The 6,392-nt window shown below is 60.5% G+C and carries 6 protein-coding genes; 1 reads left to right on the top strand and 5 read right to left on the bottom strand.

All coding sequences use genetic code 11. From position 1 onward, the window contains the following. Positions 1 to 103 precede the first annotated feature (103 nt). Together gatA and gatC are read right to left on the bottom strand one after the other, a co-directional pair. Entirely contained in the window at positions 104 to 1,588 is a 1,485-nt protein-coding gene (gene gatA, locus HMPREF2996_RS05305; protein ID WP_070447757.1) for an Asp-tRNA(Asn)/Glu-tRNA(Gln) amidotransferase subunit GatA, read from the bottom strand. Positions 1,589 to 1,590: 2 nt separating this feature from the next. Further along, positions 1,591 to 1,893, bottom strand: coding sequence for an Asp-tRNA(Asn)/Glu-tRNA(Gln) amidotransferase subunit GatC (gene gatC / locus HMPREF2996_RS05300; protein WP_070447754.1), 303 nt, complete (start codon positions 1,891 to 1,893; stop codon positions 1,591 to 1,593). 207 nt (positions 1,894 to 2,100) lie between these two features. Between gatC and HMPREF2996_RS05295 the strand changes: the two genes are divergently transcribed. Next, on the top strand, positions 2,101 to 2,760 hold the full coding sequence (locus HMPREF2996_RS05295; protein ID WP_070447752.1) for an ACT domain-containing protein: 660 nt from the start codon (positions 2,101 to 2,103) through the stop codon (positions 2,758 to 2,760). A 6-nt stretch (positions 2,761 to 2,766) separates the two neighbouring features. Here the strand turns inward: HMPREF2996_RS05295 and HMPREF2996_RS05290 are convergent, their stop codons facing one another. From HMPREF2996_RS05290 to ligA, 3 genes are read right to left on the bottom strand one after another with little or no spacing between them, the layout of a single operon-like run. After that, entirely contained in the window at positions 2,767 to 3,525 is a 759-nt protein-coding gene (locus HMPREF2996_RS05290; RefSeq protein ID WP_070447749.1) for an HAD family hydrolase, read from the bottom strand. Then, a complete protein-coding gene (locus HMPREF2996_RS05285; RefSeq protein ID WP_070447746.1) occupies positions 3,522 to 4,292 on the bottom strand; it encodes an HAD family hydrolase in 771 nt (256 codons plus the stop codon). Before HMPREF2996_RS05285 ends, HMPREF2996_RS05290 begins: the two co-directional genes overlap by 4 nt. After that, positions 4,289 to 6,313 carry an NAD-dependent DNA ligase LigA gene (gene ligA / locus HMPREF2996_RS05280; protein ID WP_070447743.1) on the bottom strand — a complete coding sequence of 675 codons (2,025 nt, stop codon included), beginning with the start codon at positions 6,311 to 6,313 and terminating at the stop codon, positions 4,289 to 4,291. Before ligA ends, HMPREF2996_RS05285 begins: the two co-directional genes overlap by 4 nt. Between the last annotated feature and the right edge of the window lie 79 nt (positions 6,314 to 6,392).

Here is a 6,392-nt window from a genome sequence, read left to right as displayed (position 1 = left end):
CTTCTAAACCTCACCGTCGAATAAAACGACGAGGGCCGGTGGCCTCCCACGTTTCCGTGAAAAGTCACCGGCTCAGATTTACTACCGAATACGGTTCTGCGGGCTACTTGCGTCCTGCCTCGTAGGCGGCGCCGACCTTGTACAGGCGGTCGTCCTGGAATGCGGGGGCCATGATCTGCAGGCCGGTCGGCAAGTTGGTGTCGGAGGCCATGCCGGAAGGGACAGACATGCCACACACGCCAGCGAGGTTCAGCGGCAGGGTGCACAGGTCAAAGTTGTACATCTCCATCGGATCCTCAACCTTCTCCCCCAGCTTGAAGGCCGTGGTCGGGGTGGTCGGGGATACGAGGACATCGACCTGCTCGAAAGCACGCTCAAAGTCCTGGGCGATGAGGGTACGCACGCGCTGTGCCTGCAAATAGTAGGCGTCGTAGTAGCCGACGGACAGCGCGTAGGTACCCAGCATGATGCGGCGTTTAACCTCGGGGCCGAAACCAGCCGCGCGGGACAGGGACATAACCTCTTCCGCAGAGTGGGTTCCATCATCGCCGACACGCAGACCGTAGCGCATGCCGTCGAAGCGGGCCAGGTTGGAGGAGACCTCACACGGCATGATGAGGTAGTACGCCGCGAGAGCATCGTCGAAGTGCGGGCAGTCAACCTCGACGATCTCTGCGCCCTGAGACTTCAGCTGCTCAACCGCGGCGTGGTAGGCCTCCATCACGCCCGGCTGCCAGCCGTCGCGCTCGAATTGCTTGATCAGGCCGACCTTGACGCCGGAAAGATCTCCATTGGCGCCTTCCTTGGCGGCCGCGACTACCGGCGCGACCGGCTTATCCACTGAGGTGGCGTCGAAGGAGTCGTGGCCGGCAATGATTTCGTGCAGCAACGCGGTATCTAGGACCGTGCGCGCGGTCGGGCCTGCCTGGTCCAAAGAGCTTGCAGCAGCGATGAGGCCATAGCGAGAAACGGTGCCGTACGTCGGCTTCACGCCCACGGTGTTGGTCAAAGCGGCAGGCTGGCGAATGGAGCCGCCGGTGTCAGTACCGATACCCAGCGGGGCTTGACCGGAGGCAAGAGCCGCAGCGGTACCACCACCGGAACCACCCGGGGTGCGCTCGGTGTCATACGGATTGTGAGCCGGACCGTAGGCAGAATTCTCGTTAGAGGAGCCCATCGCAAACTCATCGAGGTTCGTCTTACCCAAGATCGGAATGCCGGCCTCGCGCAGCTTGGTCACCAGCGTAGCGTCATAAGGTGACACCCAACCCTCCAGCATCTTGGAGGCGGCGGTCGTGGGGGCGTCGGTAGTCACCAGCAGATCCTTGAGGGCTAGCGGCACACCGGCCAACGCGGAAGCGGGCGCTTCGCCAGCGTCGAGGGACTTATCGACGGCGTCGGCAGCCGCCAGTGCTTCCTCAGCACCAACATGCAGGAAGGCGTTGAGTTCGCCGTTGGTCTCCGCGATGCGGTCCAGGAAGGCCTGAGTAACTTCGCGGGAGGTGAGCTCGCGAGAGTGAATCTTCTCAGCCAGCTCGGCGGCGGTCAGCGCGGTAATGCCCTCGGTGGGCGCAATGAATTGTGCCATTCTTATTCGTCTCCTCCACCCAGAATCTGCGGAACCATGAAGCGATCTTCATCAGCTGCGGGGGCCTGGTCCAAGGCCTGCTCAGCAGTGAGGGTTCGCACGACAACGTCCTCACGCATGGGGGCGTTAACGGAGTGCGGGTGCGACATCGGCTCCACACCTTCAGCCTCGACCTTGCCAACCGCGGACACGGAATCCACGATTTCGTCGATCTGCGCGGCGAACTGTTTCAGTTCTTCCTCGCTCAGGGCCAATCGCGACAGCTTTGCCAAGTGCGCGACCTCGTCACGCGAAATATCAGACACGCGAACTCCATCCTTTTATTCATTGAGACGGTTGATAGCTAAGCACCCATGGTACTGCACGGCTGATGCCACGCCACCACCGCTCCTCCCCTAAACGCAACACGAGCTATTGAATAGTATTCGATACGTTGGGTACCATCGATCAAGTTCTATAAACTTTTCATATCAAGAATTCCCTACCTAGTCATCTTCCCCAGAAAGAACGATATGTCGTACCTCGTCCGTGTCCTCCTCCCTGACACTCCCGGCAGCCTTGGCCTCCTCGCCAACGCGATGGGCAACATCGAGGCCGATATTCGCTCCGTCGACATCGTAGAAAACTTCCCTGACGGGACGGTCATGGATGACATCGTGCTCGATCTCCCCCAGTCCACCATGGCAGATGAGATCATCACGGCAGCCCAGGCCGTGGAAGGCGTAGAAATTGATTCCATCCGTCCGTTCAGCGGCCGCGTTGACCGCCGCGGGCAGATCCATGTACTGGCGAAGGTTGCCTCGCAGCGCAACGTAACCGCCGCGATGAAGGAAGTCTGCGCGGCAATTCCCAAGGCACTGACCTCCAATTGGGCCATCGTCATTGCGAACGATGAGAAGATCAGCCGCATTGCCGCCTCTGACGCCGCACCTGCCGACGACGGCTCGATCCCCACCGACCTCAACATCACCTCCGCCCGCGTGCTCAATCCGGAGAAGGACACGTGGATCCCGGAATCGTGGACCCTCATCGAATCCGCACTGGCGGCCGCTCCCCTCGTAGGCACGAACTATGTCGTGGTGATGGGCCGCGTTGGCGGGCCCGATTATCTCGCTTCCGAGGTCGAGCACCTGGGTGACTTGGGCGCCATCCTGGGCGCCTTCCTCACCTAGTTCGACCTAGCGGTCGAGCAATATGCTGAGGCCCGCGGCGACGTCAGGAACCACGTGGTCTACCTCGTCGGTGATGTGTGTTCCCGGGAACGTGAAGGACTCGGTGGCGATGGAATGCATCGAGAGATCGTTGAAGCTATCGCCGAAGGTGTAGAGTTCAGCCTCTTCGTGGCCGAGGTGACCAAGCAGTCGTGTCAAGCCCTCGCCCTTGTTGTGTCCGGGTGGCATGATGTCGTAGAAATCGCAGTTGAACGAGGACTCAACATCGCAATTCGCACGCACCCACTCGTCGACTTCGCGGCGTAGCTCGGCGTCGCCCGGAATCCACAGGGACATGAGAACGGTGCTGCGCTTGGCGACGTCCCCCAGATCCACCACTTCCGTATTCGCCACCATCGAAGATTCACGGCCAGCCAGGCCGTCCCACGCCACTTGGTCAGCCCCAGTCAAGCCCGTCAGGTAGATATTTAATGGCAGCCCAGTGAAACGGTCGATGACGGCTTGGACGACATCACTAGGCAAGTGCTCCTCGTGCAGGATGGAGAAATCGCCGTCCGTGATGACGGTGCCGTTGTAGAGCACGTGATAATCCAACTCCACCCCGAATGGCTCGAGTGTGTTCCGGGCGTTGGCAATGGACTTGCCCGTCGCAGAGATAGCGAGGTTGCCAGCGGCCCGCCATGCGGCGATGGCTTCCTTTACTGCCTCAGTTATGTCTTCGTTGACGTAAACAGTGCCATCCATGTCCAAAGCCGCAATCTTCATGAGCCGTAGTCTATTAGGCCTTTCACGGCCGAGTCCACCACCGCGGTGCACGCCTCTTGGATTTCGGGTTGCGCCCAGGGGAAGGTAAGGGAGATATCGGCAAGCGCGTGCATGGGCAGGTCATTATGTCCGTCGCCTAAGGTGATCAGCTCAATCTCGGAACGCTTGACTCCCAAGTGACGTAGCAGCCAGGTCAAGGCACAGCCCTTGTCGTGGCCAGGTGGAGTGATGTCGAAGAAGTTGCGGTTCATCGCGGTGCCGACGGGAAAGCGCTCAGTAACCCATTGCGCGATCTCTTTCTGCAGGCTTGGATCGTCCGGCGTCCAGGCGGCGACGAGAGGGAAGACTTCTTCCTCGATGCGCTCGGGCGCGACCGGTACAGGCTCGCTGATGATGGGGTTGTGCACCCCGGCCACGTTGCGGACGAGGTGCCCGTCCGGACCTTCCAGGCGCGTGCAATACAGGTCGAGCTTCGGGATATCACGAACCCGCTCATACACAGCGCGGACTACCCCGGGCGGCACATGGCTTTCATAGAGCAGCTCATAGGAACTATTCATGATGAGGGTGCCGTTGCAGAGCAGGTAATAGTCGAATTCGACGCCAAAGGGCTCAAGAGCACGCCGCGCCGAGTGCGGCGACTTACCGGTGGCCACAACGGCGAGGTTGCCCGCAGCACGCCACCGGGCAATCGCCTCCGGTACCTCGTCGGGCATATGCCCGTCAAAGTAGATGGTGCCGTCTAAGTCGAAAGCGGCTAGCTTCATGCCTCGCCCGTTTCAAGAAGCCGGTTAAAGCCCTCCTCATCCAAGATGGTCAGCCCCAGATCGCGGGCCTTCTGTTCCTTCGAGCCAGCATTCTCTCCAACTACGACGTAATTCGTTTTCTTCGATACAGAGCCGGATGCTTTTCCACCACGGGTGATGATGGCCTCCTTGGCGGAATCGCGGGTGAAGTTCTCCAAGGTTCCGGTCACCACGACGGTGATGCCTTCAAGTGTCTGCGCCGGCTTGTCGCTGGCTTCTTCCTCCATCGTGACCCCAGCAGCGGCCCACTTCTGCACGATATTGTCGTGCCATTCCACCTCGAACCACTGCTTGAAGGATTCCGCGATGATGCTGCCCACACCATCGGTATCCGCTAGCTCCTCCACCGAGGCCGCGCGCAGCGTCTCCATGGAACCAAAGCGGGTGGCTAGCGCACGCGCCGCGATGGGGCCAACGTGGCGGATAGACAGCGCTACCAGCACTCGCCAGAATTCAGCCTGACGGGCCGTCTTGAGGTTCTCCAGCAGCTTCTTACCGGAGGCATTGAGCGCACCCTTCTGGGTAGTATAAACCGAGGACTTGAGGAGTGCTTCTTCATCAAGATCGAAGAGGTCCGCCTCATCCTTGAGCACTCCGGAGGAAATCAGATCTGCGGCCGCCTTCTCCCCCAGCTCGCCAATGTCGAGCGCCTTGCGGGAGGCCAAGTACTCTAGGCGCGCTGCCAGTTGCGCGGGGCAGCTGCGTGTATTCGGGCAGCGCCAGTCTTGGTCGCCTTCTTTCTGTGGCGCCAGCTTCGTACCGCAGGCAGGGCAATTCTCCGGGAAGACCCACTCGGTCTCGCTGCCATCACGTTTATCCAAAACGGGGCCGAGGACCTCGGGGATGATCTCTCCGGCCTTGCGGATGATGATGGTATCGCCGATAAGGACGTTCTTGTTCTTGACCTCGAATTGGTTGTGCAAGGTTGCCATGGACACCGTCGAACCAGAAACGAAGACCGGTTCCATAATGGCGAAAGGCGTCACGCGCCCTGTGCGCCCTACACCTACCTCGATGTTGAGGAGCTTGGTGGTGACCTCTTCCGGCGGGTACTTGTAGGCAATAGCCCAGCGAGGCGCGCGGGAGGTCGCGCCCAACGCGCGCTGGCTGGCCAGGTCATCGACCTTGATGACGAGCCCATCCATCTCAAAGTAGGCATCGTGGCGGTGCTCCTCCCAGTACCTCACCCGCTCTTGAACCTCCGTGGCGGTGGTCACGCGCTGGGTATAAGGAGAGACCGGGAATCCCCAAGACTCCAGGGCCTTGTAGGCATCGTGCTGCGAAGTGGGCTGGAAACCCTCGCGTGCGCCAATGCCGTGGCAAACCATGTGGAGCCGACGCTTCTTGACGTCCTCCGGGTCCTTCATGCGCAGCCCACCTGCCGCCGCGTTGCGGGGGTTGGCAAAAGTGGGCTTGCCGTCCTCACGTCGCGCTGCGTTGATCTCCTCGAACTCATCCGGGCGCATGTACACCTCGCCGCGGATCTCCACCAGGGAGGGAACCGGATACTCATCCGTGCCAGTGAGCTCGTGCGGAATGTCCGGGATAACGCGCGCATTGGCAGTAATGTCCTCTCCCACACGACCATCACCACGCGTGGCGGCCGTGGCAAGCTTGCCGTCGCGGTAGACCAAGTCAATGGACAGGCCATCAATCTTCAGCTCGGTCAAATAAGCCTCAGCCGGCGTGCGGTCCAGCCAGTCCTGCAGCTCATCCGCACTGAAGACGTTGTCCAAGCTGTACAGGCGCTCCAGGTGCTCGATATCTACAGCACCTTCCGGAGCAGCACCTACCTGCTGGGTAGGCGAATCCGGAGTCTGCAGCTCCGGGTGCTCTGCCTCCAGCGCTAACAAACGCTGGAAGAGCGCGTCAAAGTCCGCATCCGGAATCGACGGGTCACCGTTGTAGTACAACTCGCGGTGCTTGCGCACTTCCTGGGCAAGCTCGGACCATTCGCGTTGGATATCTACTGCATCACTCACGAGTCACTAGTGTAGCGGGACTGCCGGACATGCCTGTGACCTGCGGATGGTCATTCTGCAAAGGTTCGTCCGTCATTCT

The sequence above is a fragment of the Corynebacterium sp. HMSC066C02 genome (assembly GCF_001814945.1).
Taxonomy (GTDB): Bacteria; Actinomycetota; Actinomycetes; order Mycobacteriales; family Mycobacteriaceae; genus Corynebacterium; species Corynebacterium aurimucosum.
The sequence above is the reverse complement of the archived record's forward strand: the minus strand, read 5'-3'. Positions and strand labels throughout refer to the sequence as shown.

Bases quoted from the DNA above. Each gene is read 5' to 3' on its own strand.
- gatA (WP_070447757.1), bottom strand. From the start codon at position 1,588: ATGGCACAATTCATTGCGCCCACCGAGGGCATTACCGCGCTGACCGCC.
- HMPREF2996_RS05295 (WP_070447752.1), top strand. From the start codon at position 2,101: ATGTCGTACCTCGTCCGTGTCCTCCTCCCTGACACTCCCGGCAGCCTT.
- HMPREF2996_RS05290 (WP_070447749.1), bottom strand. From the start codon at position 3,525: ATGAAGATTGCGGCTTTGGACATGGATGGCACTGTTTACGTCAACGAA.
- HMPREF2996_RS05285 (WP_070447746.1), bottom strand. From the start codon at position 4,292: ATGAAGCTAGCCGCTTTCGACTTAGACGGCACCATCTACTTTGACGGG.